The following is a 17,890-nucleotide window of genomic DNA, read 5'->3' as shown; positions in this document are numbered from 1 at the left end:
GTTTTGTCGGCGGCTGCGTCTTTTTTGTATAAGAGACCGCGTCCTGGTGCACCGGATGGGCGTCCAGACCCGCCGCGCGCAGCTCGCGCGCGGCGGACTCGGCGGACTCGACCGCCCGGGCGCCGAGCAGCACGGTGTGCCCGACCAGGCCCAAGCGGCGGGCCACCTCGCGCCCGATGCCGCGATTGGCGCCGGTGACCAGCGAGATCGGGGCGGACCGGCCGGGGTCGGCGGTTGCCGGCCGGGCGGTCGCCGGCTCGGTGGTGCGCGTCATCGGGTCAGCGCCGTCCGTCGAGGCGGTCGAAGGTGTCGCCGAACACCCACGGACTGGTCGAGGCGATGAAGTCGGTCGGGAAGCCGGCCGTGTGGTCGGTCGCGGCGGCCAGTCGGTGGAGCGCCTCCGCGGGCAACACCACGTCCACCGCGCCGAGGTTGTCCCGCAGTTGCTCGACCGAGCGGGCGCCGATGATCGGGTGCACGGTACGCGAGTGGGCCCGGGTCCAGGCGATCGCCACCTGCGACGCGGTCGCGCCGAGTTCGTCGGCCACCTCCCGGACCGCCCGGGCGGCGGCGTGTTCGCGCTCGCCGAGCGATTCGGGATCCACCCGGGTGCCGGCCTCGGCGCCGCCGGGGCGGGTGAACTTGCCGGACAGCACACCGCTCGCCAGCGGCCCCCACGCGGCCACCGTGAGACCGAAGTCCTCGGCCATCGGGAGCAGTTCCCGTTCGATGTCGCGGTCGAGCAGGTTGTACGGGACCTGGAGCCCGGCGAAGGGTGTCCAACCGCGCCACTCGGCAAGGGTGTTGGCCCGGCTGACCACCCACGCCGGGGTGTCCGAGATGCCGATGTAGAGGATCTTCCCGGCCCGCACCGCGTCGTCGAGCGCGCGCATGGTCTCCTCGATCGGCGTATGCCGGTCCCACAGGTGCACCCAGTAGACGTCGAGGTGGTCGGTGCGCAGTCGGCGCAGGCTGGTCTCCAACGACCGGGTCAGGTTCTTGCGGTGGTTGCCGGCGGCGTTCGGATCGGTGCGGTCCCGGGTGACGGTGTATTTGGTGGCGAGTACGAAGCGGTCCCGGCGGCCGTCCAGGAGTTCGCCGACGATGCGTTCGCTCTCGCCGTCGCGGTAGTTGATCGCGGTGTCCACGACGTTGCCGCCGGCGTCCGCGTACACGTCGAGCATCCGGCGGCACTCGTCGGGCCCCGCGCCGACGGTGCCCTCGCCGCCGAAGGTCATCGCGCCCAGGAACAGTTCGGAGACGCGCAGGCCGGTGTTGCCGAACAGGCGGTAGCGCATGGGTACTTCCTCTTCGTTCGGTTCGGGGACGTGGCCATCGTCGGGTGGGTGGGCACACCGGGTCCAAGACCGGTTGTGATAACCAGAGGTTATGGACACGCACCTGCGAGACCTTCGGTACTTCGTGGCGATCGCCGAAGAACTCAGCTTCACCCGGGCCGCGGAGCGACTGTTCGTGTCACAACCCGCGTTGAGCAAACAGATACGCCAGTTGGAGGACGGGCTCCGGGCCCGCCTGTTCGACCGGGACCGGCGAACCGTCGCGCTGACCGCGGCCGGTGCGGCGTTGTTGCCGGCGGCGCGCGAGGTGATCCGCTGCTGGGACGAGGCGCAGCGGGTGGTGGGCGACGCGGTCGCGGCCGAGGCCGCGGTGTTGCGAGTGGGGCTGTCCACGAGTGTGGGTCGTGGGTTGTTGCAGCGGGCGCGGGAGGGGTACGCCGTGCGGCGGCCCAATGGACGCCTGGAGATTCGGCAGATCGACTGGGACGACGCGACGGCGGGGCTGGCCGATGGGCGGGTGGACGTCGCGCTGGTGTGGTTGCCGATCCCGAACCGGGACGCGTTCGCGACGCGGGTGGTGGCGACCGAGCCGAGGTGCGTGGTGGTGCGCGAGGATCATCCGCTCGCGGGGCGCTCGGAGATCGCCTTCGCGGAGCTCTTGGACGAGCCGTTCCTGGCGCTGCCTCCCGCCGCGGGGCCGCTGCGGGACTACTGGTTGGCGATCGATCAGCGGGACGGGCGGCCGGTGTGGGTGGGGGCGACGGTGCGCAACGCGGACGAGACCTTCGCGGCGGTGGAGGAGGGCAGCGGGATCGTGCTCATCGCCGCCGGGAACGCGGCGATCTACCAGCGGCCCGGCACGGTGGCGGTCCCGGTGAGTGGGTTGAGCCCGAGCGAACTGGCGGTGGCCTGGCGGGGGGACGACCATCGCGGCACGGTCCGCGACTTCGTCGAGACGCTCTAGCCGGCCGGCCGGTGGGGGCTGTTGTCCTCAAGTGCCGGACGGGCCGGGGCGGTTGCGGTCGGGTCGAGGGGCCGCGGTGGGTGCTGGGTTGCGGTGGGGCGGCCTCGAACGCGGGACGGGCCGGACTTGTCGCGTGCCGCTTTGGGTCGGGTGGGTGGTGGGGTGTGCTCAGGCGCTGGATGGGTTGGGACCGGGGTTTTGGGCTGTGGGTTGGCAGTTGCGGGTCATGGTGGTTGCGGCGCCGAAGCCCAGTAGGCCGCGTAGGTAGGGGGTGTGTTCGGTTTTGATCGCGGTGAAGTCGTGGCGTTCGTAGAGGGCGCGGGCGCGGGGGTTGACGTCGATCACGTCGAGTCGGATTCGGCGGCAGCCGAGTTCGGGGGCCAGGGTGGCGATCTCTTCGAGTAGGCGGCTGCCGATGCCCTGGCCGCGGTGGTTCGGGTCGACGGCGATGCCGTCCATGACCAACTCGCGCTCCTTGGGGCGGCGTTCGAGCAGGGCCAGGATGGCCACCCGGTGCAGGCCGCCGATGCGGCCGTACGCGCGCAGCACGTCGAGGGCGGAGCCGCCGGTGAAGCTGCGGCCGGCGTGGGTGTAGCCGGCCACGCCCACCAGTACGCCGTCCCGGATCGCGGCGATCGCGCGGTCCGCGTTCAGGTGCGTGGCGAGGAACGCGATGCCTGCCTCGGGCGGACCCAGCGCGGCGCCGAGCTTGCGGCCGAACGCCTCCCAGTACAGCTGGGCCGCCCGGCGGCGCGCATCGGGCGGCAGGCCGCGTCGGAGCTGCAGCGCACCCGGGCCCGGGAGATCCGCGCCGCTTGGCGCGTTCGGCTCGTTCGCCTGCTCCATCGGGCCTCCGGGGGAGTGCGGGTCGGCCTCCTCGGCGGGTGGGGCGCTCTCGCCTCCCGGCCGGGCGCGTGTCACACCGCGACCGGGATCGCCGCCAGGGCCGCCGTCACGTCGGCCAGGTGCGGATCGGCGGCGGCCCTGGCCAGCGCGGCGGTCAGCGCCTCCGCGTAGGTGGCGCCGGCCTCGGTCAGGCGGGTGCGTCCGTCGTCGGTGATCACGGTGTACACACCTCGGCGGTCCTTGGGACACAGGTCGCGGCGGGTGAGGCCGTCGGTTTCCAGGCGGACCGCGAGTCGGCTGACCGAACTCTGGTTGAGGCCGATCGCGTCGGCGAGTTCCTGCATGCGCAGTTCGCCGTCGGGGGCGACCGCGAGGCGGGAGAGCGCGCGGTACTCGGACAGCCCTATGCCGTGCCGCCGTTGCAGTGTCCTGCCGAGGTCGTGCTCGACGCGCGCGTGCAGCACGACGACCTGCTCCCAGAGCTTGGCGTCCATGGCACCGTCCCCTTTCGCGGTTCGGTCGAGCGGAAGACCGCTGTTGACAGATTACATGCAGTGCCAGATTATGCATGCACAAGCAAACAATGTATGTGCATGCACTTACTTGAGATTCGGGAGCAATCATGACCAGCACCAGCACCAGCACCAGCACCGCCGCCGACGCCGCCGTCGCAATCCAGCGGGTCGCCACTACGCCGGACTGGTACGAGCCGTACCGGATCTCGCAGGCCATCCGGGCCGGCGGCCTGATCTTCGTGTCCGGCCAGGCCGGCTTCGAGGAGGACGGGCGCACCGTCGAGGGCGGCTTCCTGGAACAGGGCCGGCAGGCGTTCCGGAACGTGGAACGGGTGCTCGCCGAGGCGGGGGCGACCTTCGCCGATGTGGTCAAGGTCGGCATCTTCGTCCGGAACATGGCCGCGAATCTGGACGACGTGATCGTGCTGCGCGAGGAATTCCTGTCCCGGCCGTACCCGGCGGACACCCTGCTGGAGGTCTCCTCGCTCGCCCAGCCGGACTGGCTGATCGAGGTCGAGGTCATCGCCCTTGACCGCTGACGGCCGCCGAGAAGGCGCCGAGAAGCCACCGAGAACCACCGAAACAGCCGGATCCGCCGGATCCGCGAGGCCCGGCGTACCCACCACCGCGACGAACGAACGGAAACCGCGTTGACCACCATCACGAACCCGCTGCTGACCCCGCATCGGCACGGCGTACTGGACCTGCCCAACCGGATCGCGATGGCCCCGATGACCCGGGGCCGCGCGCACGACACCACCGGCGTACCCAGCGAACACGCCGCCGCCTACTACACCCAGCGGGCCGGCGCCGGTCTGCTGATCACCGAGGGCATCTCCATCCACCCGCTCGGCAAGTCCGGCCCCGGCATCCCGGGGCTGCACACCGACGAACAGGTCGCGGGTTGGCGGGAGATCACCGCCGCCGTGCACGACGCGGGCGGCCGGATCTTCGCCCAGCTATGGCACGTGGGCCGGATGACGCACCCGGTGACCCTGGACGGTGCGACGCCGACCGCACCCTCCGAGGTGCCGATCACCGAGGCGCCGATCTTCACCCGCGAGGGACTGCTGCCGCACGTCACGCCGCGGGCGCTGACCGTCGCCGAGATCCGGGACCTGGTCGCCGCGTTCGCCCGTGCCGCGGGGCGGGCGATCGAGGCCGGCTTCGACGGGGTCGAGATCCACGGCGCCAACGGCTACCTGTTCCAGCAGTTCCTGGCCGAGAACACCAACCTGCGCAGCGACCGCTACGGCGGCTCGGCGGAGAACCGGCTGCGCTTCGTATTGGAGGTGGTGGACGCGGTCGCCGCCGAGATCGGCGCGGACCGGGTGGGCCTGCGGATCTCGCCGGACAACCCGGAGAACCAGATCCGCGAGTCGAACGCGCGCGAGACCTACCGGGCCCTGGTCGACGCTCTCGATCCGCTGGGCCTGGCCTATCTGCACGTGTTGGAACGTGGCGACTACCCGGCGCTCGCCGATCTGCGCCCGCGCTGGTCCGGCACGCTGATCGCGAACCACAACGGCCCGACACCGGTCGACCCGGCGACGGCCGAGCGACTGCTGGCCACCGAACTGGCCGATGTGGTCGCCTTCGGCCGGTTGTTCATCACCAATCCGGACCTGCCCGCGCGGATCGCGGCGGGACTGCCGCTGGCCGGGCCGCCGGTGGCGGACGTGTACGGCGGCGGCGCGCGCGGCTACGTGGACTATCCGCCGGCCTCGGTGGAGGTGGTCGGTTAGGACGCCGCGGTCGACTCCGCGCCGGGCTGCCGGCGTTCGGGGTCAGGCCGCCGCGTCCAGGGGGTCGGCCGTGCCGGTGAGGACGGCGCGCAGCGCGTCCGGGGTCAGCAGGCCCACGGCACGGCCGGCCTCGTCGGTCACCGCCCACACCCGCATGCCTCGGGCGCGCATGGCTGCCAGCGCCTCGGCGGCGGGCATCTCCGGGCGGGCGAACGGGCCCCGGTCGTGCGCGATGTTCCCGATCGGCGTGCGCGCGGTGTACCACGAGCGGGTTCGGTACGGCGCGAGCTGCGCGCGGCGTACGACGCCGAGGCAGCGGCCGTCCTCGGCGTGCAGGATCACGTGGTCGGCGTCGGCCGCGTGGATCAGGTCGATGGCCTGGTCGACCATGGTGTCGGTGTCGATCCACAGCTCGGCCGCGCGCATGGCCCGGGCGACGGTGGGCGGGCCGGCCGGGGTTGCCTGGCCGGTGGCGCGATGGTGGGGGATGGCGGTCATCGGGGTACCTGGTTTCCAGTCGTCCGGAGCCGGGGGTCGAGCCGGTCGCCGGTGTCGGGGCATGGGGCCGCGGCCGGGAAACCGGCTGCGGGTGGGACCGTGCGCGCACCGACTGCGGACGACACGCCCCGGTGGGGCGGCGGGAGTTCGGCGCCGAAGCAGCTCGTTCGGCGGGTGCCGGTGAGCGGACCGGCGGTGTGCCGGTGGGCCGAGGGTTCGTCGTGGGCATGGCGGCCCACGGCGGGCGGTGGCGCAAGTGGCGCTGTGCGCTCGGTCGGTGGGCGAACGGCGGTCCCGGATGCTCCGGCGACCCGTCCCGGGGACCCGGCCGGACGGCCGACGGTCCTCGCCCACCGAGGACGGCGTCGACTCGGAAGCCGACGTACGAAGTGTCTTCGGTGGGGACACCTTACCGTCTTTCCGACACACCGCCGAACACACGTCGGGACGATCGGGTCGGAATCGGCCTTATTCGCCGCCGAGTTGGGCCCTCGCGGGCCCCGGATCGGCGGGTCGCCGGGCGGGTTGTCCCCAGGCGCCGCACGGCGGTTGCCGCGGACGGCCTACCAGGTGTAGATCGGTTTGCCGGTGCGGTCCTTGGCGTCGGTGTAGACCTTCATGCAGGCGCCCTCATCCGAGGCGTTCAGGGCCGAGGAGCCGCTGGGGAGTTGGCCGGCCGGCGGAGGCGGCGGCGCGGTCGGGGGTGCCGTCGTCGAGCTGCTCCCGCCGCCCTTGAAGGTCGGGCCGGAACCCCAGTCGCTGCCGATCTGCACCGTTACGTGGGTCGCGTTCGCCTGCGGGGACAACGCGGTCGCGGGCAGACCGAGCACGTCGGCGACCGCCTTGGCCTGGTCCTGGTCCTTGGCCGGGAAGATCACCGTGCTGGTCTGCCGCTTGGCCGCGGCCGGGCCCTTGGCGGCCTTGGTGAAGCCCTGGGCGATCAGACCCTCGGTGACCGCGCCCGCCTGGGTGCTTCCGGTCGCGCCGACCACGGTGATCCGGATCGCGGCCTTGTCCACGTTCGAGGCCGGCGGGGGTTGCGACGCGGCGGGTGGCGGGGTCGGGGTGCCCGCCGCCGGTCCGTTCTTGTCGAAGGCGACGTCCGCGCGGACCATCTTGAACAACGTCTCGGCGGACGCGGCCGGGACCAGGTGTTGGTCCGGTGCCTGCGGATCCGCGTCGTTGGGCATCGTGGTCATGGTGATCCGGTTGGTGTTCACCTTGTTCAGCGTGGTCGCCAGCGAGGTCAGCTTCTGCAGACCGTTGAGGCCGTCGTCGACGGTCAGCGACTTGGTCGCCGCGTCGGCGACCTTGAACAGCTTGACCGGGTTGGTGATCGTGCTGTTCGACTTGAGCGTGCGCACCATCGAGTTGAGGTACATGTGCTGCGCGTGGGTGCGCCCGACGTCACTGCCGTTCTCGAAGGCGTGCCGGGTGCGCAGCCACTTGAGCGCGTCCTCGCCCTGGATGGTGTGCTTGCCGGCGGTCAGCTTGAGGTGCGAACCCACGACGTGCCGCTCGCCGTTGATGTACTCGACCTGTTCGTCCTGGATGTTCGACTGCACGCACACGTCGACCCCGCCGACCGCGTCGGCCATCGACACCACGCCGGAGAAGGTCACCATCATGAAGTGATCGATGTGAATCTTGGTGAGCAACTGCCAGGTGCCGACCACACATCCGGGCCCGCCGCGGCCCAGGCTCTCGTTGATGGTGGTGTTGATCGGCGCGAACTGCTTCTTCGTCTTGGGGTCGGTGCAGACCGGGATCTGCACGCGCGTGTCGCGCGGAATGCTGATCACCGACGCGTTGCTGCGGTCCGCCGACACATGCAGCAACATCTGTACGTCGGCCCGCGGCGCGCCGCCGTCGCAGGCGCCGCCGAGCTTGCAGTCGGTCGGGTCGTCGCGGCCGTCCGAGCCGATCATCAGAATGTTCATCGGGGTGCGGCCGAACTCGTCGGGCGCGTCCTTGGGCACCTCGACGTCGCTGGTGTTCAGCTTGCTGTGCTTGATGTTCCCGTTGAGCTTCTCCCAGATCACGTAGCCGGTGACGCCGAGGGCGACCAGCACCACCGACATCACCATCGCGGTGATCTTGAGCTTGCGGAACCGGCGCGGTTTGCCGTGCCCGGTGCGCTTTCCGCGCCGCGCGGCCCGGCCGGCCGGCGCGTCCTCGCCCCGACGGGCGCGGGGTACGGCGGGAGCGTCGGCGCCGGCGGAATCGGGCGCGGTGTCCGCTGCGGTCGGGGTCGAACCCGCGTTGGAGGCGGGCGCCTGCGGCTGCGACGCGTTCGCGCGGCGGCGGCGACCACCGGACTCCGGTGCGGAACTCAAAACGACCCCCGAGAGTGCTGTCGTCGAACCGATGCCGCATTGCCACGGATTGGCTCGACACCGTACCGGGCGGCCGCAACGGACCGTACACGTGCCGGCTGCGGACCATTGGGGAGGCAGCCTCGGGGAAACGGACGGTGTGCCGCACTCGATGGTTGCAGCGCGCGGGACCGCTCCGGATATGGCGTGCGTCACGCGTCCCGTCGCATCCGCCGCGCCCCGCCGGGACGCGACGAAGCGACGTGAAGACGGCGCCACCCTCGGGGGGAGGGGGCGGCGCCGTCGCTCTGGCGTCGGTGAGCGGGATCACCTCTCGGCGGGGGCACGCCGCGACTCCAGCCGAACGGTAATTCGCAGCGGCAAAGGTTGGGCCCGGGGACACCCGTTCACCGACTGATCCGTACAACGAGCGACCCGGGCCGAGCATTCCCGGCATAGCGCTCGGATCGGGTCGAAGCGTGGTGCCGCCGCTTCGGGTGGTGGACGGGGTCACGCTCGGCTGTGGCCGGCGGAGCCTTTCGGGCCGCCGCCCAGGCTTTCCAGGCCGGCGATCAGTACGTCCAGGCCGGCGTGGAACTCGACCTCGGGTGTGCTCGCGGCGGCGGCGCCGGCGATCTCGATCAGGTACGGGAAGTGCTCGGCGGGCAGCGCCCGGGCCCGGTCGGTGATCGCCCGGACGTCTTCGTCGGGGGCGATCGACAGCGGCCCGGCCAGTTCGGCCTGGGCGAAGCCGGTGACGAAGCCGGTCACGGCGCGGAAGGCGTACAGCAGGTCGGCCCCGCGCCGGCCGCTGCGGGCGAGGGCGCGCAGCAGCGCCTCGCCGTGCGCCAGGGTCGCCGGGTCGGTGATCCGGCGGGTCAGGATCAGCGGGATGACGTCCGGATGGGCGCGTACGGCACGCCAGTTCGCCTCGGCGAGCCGGCGGGTCTCGATCCGCCAGTCGGCGTCCTCGGCGTGTTCGGTGACCGCCGGCAGCGCGTCCGCCAGCACGGCCTCGACCAGCAGCCCCTCCAGGCCCTCGCGCCCGTCCACGTAGTTGTAGATCGTCATCGCCCCGGTGCCCAGGGCGGCGGCGAGGCTGCGCATGGTCAACGCGGCCAGGCCGTGGGCGTCGACCAGGGTCAGGGCCGCCGTGCGCAGTTGTTCGCGGCTGAACTTTCGGGGCGCGGGCACGATGCTCCTCCTTGACGTACGTACAACGTACGTGTTCGACTGGCGCTGTTCACGTACAGAGTACGTCAACGTGGTCCCGGCGGCCCGCGCCGGCCCGGCCCGGCGCGCCCGGAGGCGCCCGATTTCCCCCTGCGGCAAGGAGTTTCGATGACCCACGTCGACCTGTTCGAACATGCCCTGCGATTGGCCGACGACGGCCGGATCGACGCCGGTGAACGCCGGATGGGCGGGGCCTCGCCCGGTTGGCAGGTGGCCGCCTTCCACGCCGAGACGGACGCGGACCTGCATGCCGACCACTGGGAGATGCACCCGGAATCGGACGAGGTGGTGTGCGTGTGGACGGGCGCGGTGCGGATGATCCTGCGTGTTGCGGACGGGGTCGGCGAGGAGCCGCCGGTCGTGCTGCGCTCCGGTGCCGCGTTCGTGGTGCCGCAGGGGCGGTGGCATCGGCTCGAACCGGAGGCACCCACCGACCTGATGTCGATCGCCCGACGCTCCGGAACCCGCCTGGAACGACGCGCCGAGACCGGGTGGGGGCGGGCGTGAGCGCGACGATCGAAGCCCCGGCCGAGTCGGGCCGGTTGCCCCGGGTCACCCGGATATTGCTGGTCGTGGTGCTGACCGTGCAGTTCACCGTCGCGCTGGACCTGTCGGTGGTCAATGTGGCCCTGCCGGACATCCGGGACGACCTCGGCTTCGGCGCCGACGGGCTGCCGTGGGTGGTGAACGCGTATGCGCTGAGCTTCGGTGGGCTGCTGATGCTCGGCGGCCGGATCGGGGACCTGATCGGGCGCCGGCGCACGCTCCTCGCGGGCCTGACCGTGTTCGGCCTGGCCGGTCTCGCGGGCGGCCTGGCCACATCCCCCGGGGCGTTGATCGCCGCCCGCGCGGTGCAGGGGATCGGCGCCGCCGCGCTGGCGCCGGTGGCGTTCGCGCTGATCACGGTGACGTTCCCGGCCGGGCCCGCCCGGTCCAGGGCGCTCGGGTGGTGGGGTGCGACGGCCGCGGCCGGCGGCGCGTTCGGGGTGCTGATCGGGGGGCTGCTCACCGAGTCGGTGGGCTGGCAGGCGGTCATGCTGATCAACGTGCCGATCGTGGCCTTCGCGCTGCTCGCCGCACTGCGACTGCCCGCCGATCGACCCGAGCCCGGACGCGCGTCCAGGCTCGACCCGGCCGGCGCGCTGCTGGTCACCGCAGGGGCGACCACTTTGGTCCTGGGTGTGGTGCGGGCCGAGCGACAGGGCTGGGGGTCGCTCGCCACGCTCGGTACGCTCGCGGCGGCGGCGGTCCTGCTCGCGGCCTTCGTGCTGGTCGAACTGCGGTCCGCCGAGCCGCTGTTGCGAATGGGGCTGTTGACCCATCGGCCCGTGCTCGGCGCGAACCTGTTCATGATGCTGCTGTTCTCCGGGCAGTTCGCCGCGTTCTACTTCACCTCGCTCTACCTCCAGCAGGTGCTCGACTACGGACCGGCCGCCGCCGGCGCGGCCTTCGTGCCGTTCTCCGGCGGCATCGTGATCGGCTCGGTGCTGGCGACCAGGACGGTGGCCCGACTCGGTGCCGGCCGGCTGCTGGGGTTGGGTGGGGTGCTCGTGGCGGTCGGATTCGGTTGGTTCGGGCTCGCGTTCGACGTCGACGGTACGTTCCTGCGCTCGATCCTGGGCCCGTCGCTGGTCGCGAGCATCGGCGCGGGCTTGTGCTTCGTGCCGCTGGGCACCGCCGCGACCGCCGGTGTGCCGGGCCACGAGGCCGGGATGGCGGGCGGATTGATCAACAGCTCGCGGCAGATCGGTGGTTCGATCGGTCTGGCCGCCCTGGTCACCTTGGCCGCGTCGGTCACCGGCCCCGGTGGCGACGCCTCGAAACGCGAACTCGCGCACGGATACGCGGTCGCGCTGGGCGCGGCGGGCGGCCTGCTCGTACTCGCTGCGGTGGTCGCGCTGGTGCTGGTGCCGGCGAAGGTCGGCAGCGGCGACTGATCGCGAGCCGCGAGCCGCGATCCGTGTGCGTGTGGTCCCGGCCGCGAACTCGACGGCAGGGGCGTACATATCGGCCTCTTTCGTTCGATCGCGTCGGATGGTGAACAACCGGTGCGCGGACAGTGCTGCGTTGTTGCTGACTCTGCGTCAGACTGACGGAGGGTCGGAGGTCCACGCACCCGCCGGTGACCGGCGTACGGCGTGCCGCACGAGCGGGCGAGCGCGCGCGTACGACTCGAGGGGAGACCGATGAGTGGATTAGCGCGTGTGTTTCGTCGAGCGGGTGCGGCGGTGGCCGCGGCCGCCGTGCTGGTGCCGCTGGGCGTCGTCCTGGCCGCGCCCGCGAGTGCCGCGTCCGCCGCGTGCACGGCTCGGACCGGGCCGTATCAGCGCCAGGTCGAGAAGGCGTTGGGGCTCAAGGTGGACGGCCGACAGTCCACCGCCGACTGCCGGGCCATCCGCGGCTATCAACAGCGGCAGGGCATTCGCCCGGCGGCCGGCTACGCCGGTCCCGTCACCTATCGCTCCCTCCAGCGTCAGGGCGGCGAGGGTGGCTGCCCGACCGACGTCGGTCGGATCGCGTGTGTGGACCTCGGTCGGCAGGTGAGCTGGATCCAGGACGGCGCGAAGCGCGTCTACGGGCCGGTCGCGATCCGCTCCGGACGGGACGGGTTCGAGACCCGCACCGGTCTGCACAAGGTCTACTACCGGGCGAAGAACCACTGGTCGACGCTCTACGACGTGGCCATGCCGTACAGCCAATTCTTCGACGGCGGCATCGCGTTCCACGCGATCGACGGCTCGATCACCTCGCCGCCGGGCTCGCACGGCTGCGTCAACATGCGGCCGGGGGACGCCCAGGCGTACTGGGGCCTGCTGCGCACGGGCGACGAGGTGTACGTGTACGGGCGCAAGCCCGGGACGTGACGGGCGGGTTCGGGTCGTTCCTCCCGGCCGGCCCCGGGTGGCGCGCGGGTCAGACCGCGCGCAGCGCGCCCGGGTGCCGGCCGGTGAGGTGATCCAACGCGGCCGAGGTGGGCTCGTCGACCGGGAGGTAGACGAGCAGGGTCTGGTCGACGTCGGCCAGGTCGAGAATCTCGCGCTCCAGGCGGAGTTCGCCCGCCTCCGGATGGGCCAGGCGCTCGATGCCGACCCGGCGCGGCACGGTGGCGGGTGTGGCCATCCGGGCGATGAACGCGGTGCCGGCGGTGATGGCCAGCCCGTCGAGGAAGTCCTGCACGTACGGATCGTCGAACCCGGCCGCCGTCCGCAGGATCGCGGCGTGTTCGTCGGCTATCCGGTCCCAGTCGGGATAGGCCGCGCGTGCCCGGTGATCGGTGAACACGTAGCGTGCGAGGTTGGGTTGCTCGTCGTCCAGGATGCCCAGCGGGCGGGCGAGGCGCTCGTAGCCGTTGGTGAAGGCGAGCACGTCGCCGAGCCGGTTGACCAGCAACGCCGGAGCCGGTTCGAGCCGCTCCAGGAGTGCGCGCACGGTGGGTCGCACGGCCCGGGCCGGCGGTTGCCCGTTCGTGCACGGGAACATCTCGCCCGCGGCGGCCTTGGCCAGCTTGCGCACGTGCATGCGCTCCTCCGAGGTCAGCCGGAGCGCGTCCGCCAGCGCCGCCAGGACCGCACCGGACGGGTGGCGGTCGCGGCCCTGTTCCAGCCGGGCGAGGTACTCGACGCTCACCCCGGCCAGGGTCGCCAACTCGGACCGGCGCAGGCCCGGGGTGCGTCGCCGGGCGCCGTCGGGCAGCCCGACGTCGGCGGGCCGAACCGCCGCGCGGCGGTCGCGGAGGTACGTACCAAGTTCGTTCTCGCTCACGGCCCGCAGTCTAGGGCGTGCCCTCGATCCCGTCGTGGTCGCTGCTTTGCCGTCTCGGCTGCCGGTGCTCAGTGGTCGGCGCGGCGGGCCGCGACCGCGCTCAGGCGCTGGATGTCGGTGACCGTCTCGGCCAGGACGGCGAGTTGGCGGCGGAACGCGACGAAGTCGCGGGCCTGCCAGGCCAGTGCGGCCTGCTCCAGCGCGTGCTCGACGGCCCGCTCGTAGTGCGCCCGGGTCGCGTCGTCCACCCTGGACAACACGGCCGCGTCGATGTGCGGGCGCAGCGGGCTGTCGTCGATGACGATGCGCACGTTCGGGCGTTCCATGGCGTCCACGGTCGCATCGTCCACCGGGCCGGGGCAGCCGGCGCACGGGGCGCGCACCGATGCGGACGGTGAGCGGTCGGGGGCGGAGCACTCGGTCACGGTTGGGCGAGCGCGCGCGGGCGGACGGCCGGTTCGGGGTGCGCCCGAGGTGTCCGCCGGTGGCCCGAGCCGACCGACCGCGCGGCGAGGGCGCATGCTGGAGAGTGTGAAGTCCGATCGGCTGCTGTCCATCCTGTTGCTGCTCCAGACCCGTGGTCGGGTGCCGGCGGCCGAGTTGGCCGACCGGTTGGAGGTGTCGACACGGACCATCTACCGCGACGTCGAGGCACTGTCCACGGCCGGCGTGCCGGTCTACGCCGAGCGCGGTCGGCACGGCGGGATCTCGCTGCTGCCCGGATTCCGGACCGATGTCACCGGCCTCACCTCGGACGAGGCCCGCGCCCTGTTCGTGCTCGCCGAGCAGGGCACCCACGCGGCGCTCGGCCTGGACGGCGCGCTGGGCTCGGCACTGCGCAAGGTGATGGCCGCGCTGCCCGCGCCGCATCGGCCCGCCGCCGAGGAGATGAGCCGCCGGGTGCTGATCGACCCGCAGCGGTGGATGGTCGGACCACAACCGGCGGTGGACGTGGGCGCGTTGCAGGACGCGGTGTTCGCCGAGCGACGGTTGTCGATTCGCTATCGGCGCAGCGGGGCCAGGACGGCTCGGACGTACACGGTCGACCCGTACGGGCTGGTGGCCAAGGCGGGCACCTGGTACCTGGTCGCGGACCGCAACGGGTCGCCCCGGTTGTTCCACACCGATCGGCTCACCGCATTGACCGTCACCGAGGAGCCGGTGCGGCGCCGGGCCGGGGTCGAACTGGCCGAGGTGTGGCATGCGTTGCGTCGGGGCATCGACGAGCAGCCGGCCGTGGTGCGGATTCGGGCCCGGGTGCGGCGGACCCGGCTGGACATGTTCGTGCGGATCATCGGGGCCTGGCTGACCGGACCGCCGCAGGAGCACGATGCCGAGTGGGTCACGGTCGAATTGGGCTACCCGGCACTCGGCGCGGTCCGCCAACTGCTCCAGTTCGGCACCGACGTGGAGGTGCTGGATCCGCCGGAGGCACGTCGGACGGTGGCCGAGACGGCGACGACGATCGCCCGGGCGTACGGGTGAGTGGTGCGCGCGGTGCCCAGCGGGCGGGCGGATCCGGGGCCACGAGTTCCGGCGATCGGGTGCTTTTCGGGCGGCGGTGGTACGGGGGAACCGGCGGAACCATCGTGTCCGCATCGCTCCGTGTTCATACGATCATCGGAACATGATGGGCGAGGGCTTGGGGGCACGGCGGTGCGGGTCGAGGATCTGTTGGGCATGCCCGAGCTGCGACTGGCCCTGCTGGCGGGTACGGAGGGGCTCGCGCGCGAGGTGCTTCGGGTCTGCGCCGCGGATCCGGTCGACCCCGGCGGGGGCCTGCTCGGCGGCGAACTCGTGGTGCTGCCCGCGGACGGGTACGACCCCGGGCGCGGGGACCTCGCGCGGGCGCTCGCGGCCGGCGGCGCCGCGGCGGTCGTGGCCCTGCCCGAGGCCCGCGAGGGGACCGACGGCACCGAACCGGCCCCCGACGAGGTGCCGTACGCGCTGGTCCAGGTGTGCGCGCGGGCCGGCCTGCCGCTGCTCCTGGCGCCGCGCGCCGCCTCGGCGGTGCGGATCGCCGAGGTGGTCGCGCACCGGCTCGCCCTCGAACACGGGCCGGGCGCCGGGCGGTTGCCGAGTCGGCAGCGGCGCCTGATCACCGCGCTGGCCGAAGGCGCGGACACCCAGGACCTGCTGGACCTGCTCGCCCGCGAACTCGGCGCGGCCTGCCGGGTGCTGACCCCCGCCGGGCGGGTGCTCGCCGCAGCACCGGCGGCCGGGGCGGAGGCCGCGTGCGTCGCGGCCGATCCGGTCGAGCTCGCGCGCGGCGCGCTCGCGGCGGCGCGGCTGCCGGCGGTGATCGACGGCGAGACGGTGTTCGCGCTCGGTCGGGGCTCGACGTTCGCCGGCTACCTCGTGTGTGCCGGCGACCGCACCGACGACGACGCGCTCGCCCAGGCCGCCGACCTGCTGCTGCTCGGCGGTGCACGGCGGGCCGAGCGGCTGGGCGTGGAACGGGCGCACGCCTGGGAACTGGTCGACCTGGTCGAGTCGGACGCGGCCCCGGACGCGGTCCGGGCCCGGTTGGGCGCGGCCGGCATCGGACCGGACGCGGCGCCGATCGTGTGTTGTGCGGCGGGCGACGGCGCGGACCCGGCGACCGAGCGGCTCGTGTCGGACCTGATCGAAAGGGTGCTCGCGGCGGATCCGGCGGCACGCTGGGTGGTGGCCTGCGGCAAGGCCGAGACGGTCGTGTTCGGCTCGGCCGGGACCGGGACCGGGGCCGGTGCGGCGGCCCGGATCGCGGCGGCGCTCGAACAGGCGGCGCACTGGTGGCAGCCGCTGCTGGGGACCGAGCGGGTGGCGATCGGGATTGCCGGGATGTCGCCCACGTGGGCGACGGCGCTGGCCCAGGCCAGGGGCGCGCGGGACCTCGCGTGGGCGCGCCCCGGCCGGCTCACGGTGGCCGTCGGCCCGGAGATCGACGCCTATCCGGCGCTGCTGGCGGCCGTACCCGCACCGGTTCGCAGCGCGTTCGCGGATCGGGTCCTGGGGGGCCTGCGGGCGTACGACGCCGAACACGGCACCGACCTGATCGGCACCCTCGCCGCCTTTTTGGCCGCGAACGGTGCCTGGCAGCGCTGCGCCGGGACGCTGGGCGTACACGTCAGCGCGTTGCATCAACGCATGGGCCGGGTCCGGGACCTGACGGGCCGGGATCTGTTCTCCGCCCGGGACCGGGTGGATCTGCTGCTGGCGCTGGAGACCGAGCACGCCGGTTGAGCGGGGGCGGGAGGAGCGGGCCGGCGGGACGGCGGCGCGGGTCCGCGCGGCGGCCCCGTTCGGCCGGGCGCGGGCCCGCGATCGTGCACCTGCGGACGGCTACTTGGCACCGCTGTCCTGGAGGTCGGCAAGCGACGCGGCCCAGCGGAAGTACTTGTTGCGGCCGAGGTCGCCGATCGTGGTGATCTTCAGCGAGGCGAGGTGCTCGGCGTGGGCGTCGGTGATCCCGGCCAGCCCGGCGACGGGCGCGGCGAGGACTTCGCTCAGGGTCTTGTTCTCGTAGGCCTTGTCGAGCAGCTTGTCGAGGTCGGCGGTCACGGGCATGGGTGCTCCTTGCGGGATCGAGGCGGCTGGTGTCCGCATTCGACTCCCATGTTCCGCCGACATTGTCCTGGATTGCGACATTTGCCGCGTTGTGCGTGTCGGTGGTGCCGGCGTGCGTCGCAGGGCGACCGCTCGATGTCGGCGCCGGCGCTCCAGGGGTGCGAGCGCGGCCAGGATCAACAGCGCGCACAGCAGCGGCAGCGGTACCGGATGTGGCAACGGCCAGATGCCACCTGACATTTCGGGTGCGGCCCACATGGCTGCTCCTCTCCGGTACGCGCGTCGGCGCGCTTCGGGTGGGCGGGGGCGGGTCAGGAACGGCGGATCACGATGTCGCCGGACAACGTGCGGGCGCGGACCTCGACGGTGTCGTCGCCGGCCGACGGGCCGTCCGCCGAGTTCAGCGAGTTGTGGATCCGACCGGCCGGGGATTTCAGGTCCAGCCAGGCCGAGGTGCCCTTGCGGATGCCGACCTCCAGTTCGCCGGACGCGGTCTCCAGGCGCACCGCGCCGTGCACCACCTCGCGGATGCGCACGTCGCCGGACACGGTCTTGGCACCGACGGTGGTCAGGGCGCGCTCGACGGTGATGTCGCCGAGCGTGGTGTTCAGCCGCAGGTCGCCGCTCACCGCGCCCAGCGAGATGCCGCCGGAGGTGTTGCGCACCACCGCCGTGCCGTCGATCCGGTCGATCCGGATCTCGCCGGCTGACGTGGTGACGTCGGTGTGTCCGACCGAATGGGCCACCGAGACGTCGCCCGAGGTGGCGTCGAGCTTCAGCGCGCCGGTCCGGTCCAGCCGGATGTTGCCGGCGGCGACGCTGAATCCGGCTTCGCCGATTCGGCCCTCGGTGTGGATGTCCGCTGCGGCCGCCTTGCCCTCGACTCGGGAATCGGTGGGCAGTTCGATCGTCACCTCGACCGAGGGGGATCGCCCGAAGAACGAACGGGTCCGACTCTCGGGCGTCCGCACCGTCAGGCGGCCCGACCGGTAGCGGATCGAGGTCTGCTCGGCGGCGCGCACGTCGCCGGCCTGCGACGGGTCGCTGGGGCGTACCTCGACGACGGTGTCGGTGCGCTCGCTCGCGCTGATCCGGAGGAGGCCGGCCTCCAACTCGACGGTGGCGAAGATGGGTTCGGGCGTTTCGTAGACAGGCATGGCATCCC

19 protein-coding genes are annotated in these 17,890 nt (G+C 72.7%); 8 read left to right on the top strand and 11 right to left on the bottom strand.

Features of this window, described 5'->3' with window-relative positions; translation table 11 throughout:
* Both ACFXMF_RS16285 and ACFXMF_RS16280 read right to left on the bottom strand, forming a co-directional pair.
* On the bottom strand, positions 1–274 hold a 274-nt coding region (locus tag ACFXMF_RS16285; RefSeq protein ID WP_380020670.1), incomplete at its 3' end, for an SDR family NAD(P)-dependent oxidoreductase.
* 4 nt (positions 275–278) lie between these two features.
* Positions 279–1,298: an aldo/keto reductase gene (locus ACFXMF_RS16280; RefSeq protein WP_379989432.1), complete on the bottom strand. Its 1,020-nt coding sequence runs from the start codon at positions 1,296–1,298 to the stop codon at positions 279–281.
* A 91-nt stretch (positions 1,299–1,389) separates the two neighbouring features.
* Between ACFXMF_RS16280 and ACFXMF_RS16275 the strand changes: the two genes are divergently transcribed.
* Positions 1,390–2,262, top strand: coding sequence for a LysR family transcriptional regulator (locus ACFXMF_RS16275; protein WP_379989433.1), 873 nt, complete (start codon positions 1,390–1,392; stop codon positions 2,260–2,262).
* A gap of 168 nt (positions 2,263–2,430) precedes the next feature.
* Here ACFXMF_RS16275 and ACFXMF_RS16270 read toward each other — a convergent pair whose 3' ends face one another.
* A complete protein-coding gene (locus ACFXMF_RS16270) occupies positions 2,431–3,108 on the bottom strand; it encodes a GNAT family N-acetyltransferase (protein ID WP_379989434.1) in 678 nt (225 codons plus the stop codon).
* Positions 3,109–3,179: 71 nt separating this feature from the next.
* Positions 3,180–3,602: a MarR family transcriptional regulator gene (locus ACFXMF_RS16265; protein ID WP_360318358.1), complete on the bottom strand. Its 423-nt coding sequence runs from the start codon at positions 3,600–3,602 to the stop codon at positions 3,180–3,182.
* Between the two features lie 128 nt (positions 3,603–3,730).
* Between ACFXMF_RS16265 and ACFXMF_RS16260 the strand changes: the two genes are divergently transcribed.
* Both ACFXMF_RS16260 and ACFXMF_RS16255 read left to right on the top strand, forming a co-directional pair.
* Entirely contained in the window at positions 3,731–4,162 is a 432-nt protein-coding gene (locus ACFXMF_RS16260) for a RidA family protein (RefSeq protein WP_379989436.1), read from the top strand.
* A gap of 120 nt (positions 4,163–4,282) precedes the next feature.
* Positions 4,283–5,368, top strand: coding sequence for an alkene reductase (locus ACFXMF_RS16255; RefSeq protein ID WP_379989460.1), 1,086 nt, complete (start codon positions 4,283–4,285; stop codon positions 5,366–5,368).
* Positions 5,369–5,410: 42 nt separating this feature from the next.
* Here ACFXMF_RS16255 and ACFXMF_RS16250 read toward each other — a convergent pair whose 3' ends face one another.
* The 3 genes from ACFXMF_RS16250 to ACFXMF_RS16240 all read right to left on the bottom strand — a co-directional run bounded on the left by ACFXMF_RS16250 (position 5,411) and on the right by ACFXMF_RS16240 (position 9,375).
* Entirely contained in the window at positions 5,411–5,866 is a 456-nt protein-coding gene (locus tag ACFXMF_RS16250) for a CBS domain-containing protein (RefSeq protein ID WP_360318364.1), read from the bottom strand.
* A gap of 563 nt (positions 5,867–6,429) precedes the next feature.
* Positions 6,430–8,202 (bottom strand): LCP family protein, encoded by a 1,773-nt coding sequence (locus ACFXMF_RS16245; RefSeq protein WP_379989439.1) that lies wholly within the window; start codon positions 8,200–8,202, stop codon positions 6,430–6,432.
* A gap of 489 nt (positions 8,203–8,691) precedes the next feature.
* The gene (locus ACFXMF_RS16240; protein WP_379989442.1) at positions 8,692–9,375 is read right to left on the bottom strand and encodes a TetR/AcrR family transcriptional regulator; all 684 of its coding nucleotides are present in this window, start codon (positions 9,373–9,375) and stop codon (positions 8,692–8,694) included.
* Positions 9,376–9,522: 147 nt separating this feature from the next.
* On the opposite strand from ACFXMF_RS16240, the gene ACFXMF_RS16235 reads away from it, so the two are divergent.
* The 3 genes from ACFXMF_RS16235 (at position 9,523) to ACFXMF_RS16225 (ending at position 12,278) form a co-directional block, all read left to right on the top strand.
* Positions 9,523–9,921 carry a cupin gene (locus tag ACFXMF_RS16235; protein WP_379989444.1) on the top strand — a complete coding sequence of 133 codons (399 nt, stop codon included), beginning with the start codon at positions 9,523–9,525 and terminating at the stop codon, positions 9,919–9,921.
* Positions 9,918–11,351 carry an MFS transporter gene (locus ACFXMF_RS16230; RefSeq protein ID WP_379989446.1) on the top strand — a complete coding sequence of 478 codons (1,434 nt, stop codon included), beginning with the start codon at positions 9,918–9,920 and terminating at the stop codon, positions 11,349–11,351. Before ACFXMF_RS16235 ends, ACFXMF_RS16230 begins: the two co-directional genes overlap by 4 nt.
* Before the next feature lie 249 nt (positions 11,352–11,600).
* Complete coding sequence (locus tag ACFXMF_RS16225) at positions 11,601–12,278, top strand: L,D-transpeptidase (protein ID WP_379989448.1); 678 nt, start codon at positions 11,601–11,603, stop codon at positions 12,276–12,278.
* 49 nt (positions 12,279–12,327) lie between these two features.
* Here the strand turns inward: ACFXMF_RS16225 and ACFXMF_RS16220 are convergent, their stop codons facing one another.
* A complete protein-coding gene (locus tag ACFXMF_RS16220) occupies positions 12,328–13,176 on the bottom strand; it encodes a helix-turn-helix transcriptional regulator (protein ID WP_360318376.1) in 849 nt (282 codons plus the stop codon).
* A gap of 68 nt (positions 13,177–13,244) precedes the next feature.
* Positions 13,245–13,502, bottom strand: a complete 258-nt coding sequence (locus ACFXMF_RS16215) for a hypothetical protein (RefSeq protein ID WP_360318378.1) — start codon at positions 13,500–13,502, stop codon at positions 13,245–13,247.
* 205 nt (positions 13,503–13,707) lie between these two features.
* On the opposite strand from ACFXMF_RS16215, the gene ACFXMF_RS16210 reads away from it, so the two are divergent.
* On the top strand, positions 13,708–14,661 hold the full coding sequence (locus tag ACFXMF_RS16210) for a YafY family protein (protein ID WP_360318481.1): 954 nt from the start codon (positions 13,708–13,710) through the stop codon (positions 14,659–14,661).
* Positions 14,662–14,856: 195 nt separating this feature from the next.
* Positions 14,857–16,401 carry a PucR family transcriptional regulator gene (locus ACFXMF_RS16205; RefSeq protein WP_379989451.1) on the top strand — a complete coding sequence of 515 codons (1,545 nt, stop codon included), beginning with the start codon at positions 14,857–14,859 and terminating at the stop codon, positions 16,399–16,401.
* A 99-nt stretch (positions 16,402–16,500) separates the two neighbouring features.
* On the opposite strand, the gene ACFXMF_RS16200 is transcribed toward ACFXMF_RS16205, so the two are convergent.
* Together ACFXMF_RS16200 and ACFXMF_RS16195 are read right to left on the bottom strand one after the other, a co-directional pair.
* On the bottom strand, positions 16,501–16,725 hold the full coding sequence (locus tag ACFXMF_RS16200) for a hypothetical protein (protein WP_078974137.1): 225 nt from the start codon (positions 16,723–16,725) through the stop codon (positions 16,501–16,503).
* A gap of 311 nt (positions 16,726–17,036) precedes the next feature.
* Positions 17,037–17,882, bottom strand: a complete 846-nt coding sequence (locus ACFXMF_RS16195) for a DUF4097 domain-containing protein (RefSeq protein WP_379989452.1) — start codon at positions 17,880–17,882, stop codon at positions 17,037–17,039.
* Positions 17,883–17,890 lie beyond the last annotated feature (8 nt).

It is taken from the genome of Embleya sp. NPDC059213 (genome assembly GCF_042754445.1).
GTDB lineage: Bacteria > Actinomycetota > Actinomycetes > Streptomycetales > Streptomycetaceae > Embleya.
This window is presented reverse-complemented; position numbering and strand designations above follow the sequence as displayed.